Origin of the sequence: Leucobacter sp. M11, from assembly GCF_035726885.1 — a bacterium.
Lineage (GTDB): Bacteria > Actinomycetota > Actinomycetes > Actinomycetales > Microbacteriaceae > JAPFRB01.
Genome location: NZ_JAPFRB010000007.1, coordinates 21,987 through 23,339 on the forward strand (window position 1 = coordinate 21,987; position 1,353 = coordinate 23,339).

At 71.8% G+C, this 1,353-nt stretch carries 2 protein-coding genes; both read left to right on the forward strand.

The features are described from left to right. Positions 1–879 (forward strand): acyl-CoA dehydrogenase family protein (locus OOT08_RS18005; protein ID WP_325094260.1); only part of this gene is annotated, 879 nt, incomplete at its 5' end. Beyond that, positions 863–1,353 (forward strand): enoyl-CoA hydratase/isomerase family protein (locus tag OOT08_RS18010; RefSeq protein ID WP_325094261.1); only part of this gene is annotated, 491 nt, incomplete at its 3' end. The genes OOT08_RS18005 and OOT08_RS18010, both read left to right, overlap by 17 nt.

Genomic DNA, 1,353 nt, shown 5'->3' on the forward strand with positions numbered 1-1,353 from the left:
GAGGAATACCTTCTCCCCGAGATCCGGGGGGAGCGCCGGGACGCCGTGGCCGTGACCGAGCCCCACGCGGGCTCCGACCCGAAGGCGATCCGCACGGTCGCCACCCGGACGGGCGACGGCTACGCCCTCAGCGGCGAGAAAACCTTCGTGACCGTCGGGGACGTTGCCGATTTCTTGCTCGTGCTCGCCCTCGTCGACGAGCAGCCGACGATGTTCCTCGTCGACGCCGACCTGCCCGGCGTCAGCATCACGAAGGTGCCCCGCTACACCCACACCTTCGTCTACGAGCACCCCGAGTTCCGCTTCGACGACGTCCGGCTCGGCCCCGACAAGGTCCTCGGCGAGATCGGCCAGGGCTATGAGCTCACCCGCGACTGGTTCGTGGAGGAGCGGCTCATGATCGCCGCCCGAACGATCGGCGCCGCCGAGCGGGCCACCCTGCTCGCCACCGAGTGGGCGAGCGACCGGGAGCAGTTCGGCGAGCCCATCATCGGCTACCAGCTCATCCAGGATCTCCTCGCCAAAAACGTGGTGGACATCCTGACGAACCGAGCGCTCATGTACCGCACCTCCTGGGACGCCGACCGGGGGCTCGACCGGAAACTGCTGAACGCCCAGGCCGCCGTCGCAAAGCTCAGCGCGAGCGAGGCCGCGAACCGCTGCGTCGACAACGCCGTGCAGATCTTCGGCGGGCGCGGCTACATGCGGGAGTACCCCGTCGAGCGGCTCTGGCGCGAACTCCGCGTCGACCGGATTTGGGAGGGCACCTCCGAGATCCAAAAGCTCATCATCGGCAACCACCTCCGCAAGCGCGGCGCCGCCTCCCTCATCGGTACGGTGCCCACCCCGGAGGGCCAGCGCGATGCGCCAACCCCCTGAGCCCGAGGCGGGCACCGTCCTCATCGAGATGCACGACGCGACCCCCGGCGGTCCGCCGGGGGGCGCGAGCGAGCACCCCGCGCGCATCGCCCTCCTGCGCCTGAACCGCCCCCGGAAGCGGAACGCGCTCAGCACCGGGCTGGAACAGGAGATCCGCCAGGCGCTGCGCTCCCCGGCGGTGCGCGCCGCCCGCGCGATCGTCCTCACCGGGGACGAGCGCGCCTTCTCCGCGGGGGCCGACCTGGGCGAGCTGCGGTCGATGACCCCGGCCGCCATCGCCGAGTACTACCGCGCCAGCGGCCGGGTCTACGCCGAGGTCGCCGCGCTGCCCCAGCCCACCGTCGCCGCGATCTCCGGTTACTGCCTCGGCGGGGGACTCGAACTCGCCCTCGCCTGCGACAGCCGCATCGCCGCGGACACCGCGCGCCTCGGCTTCCCCGAGATCGCCCTCGGCATCCTGCCAAGCTCCGGGGG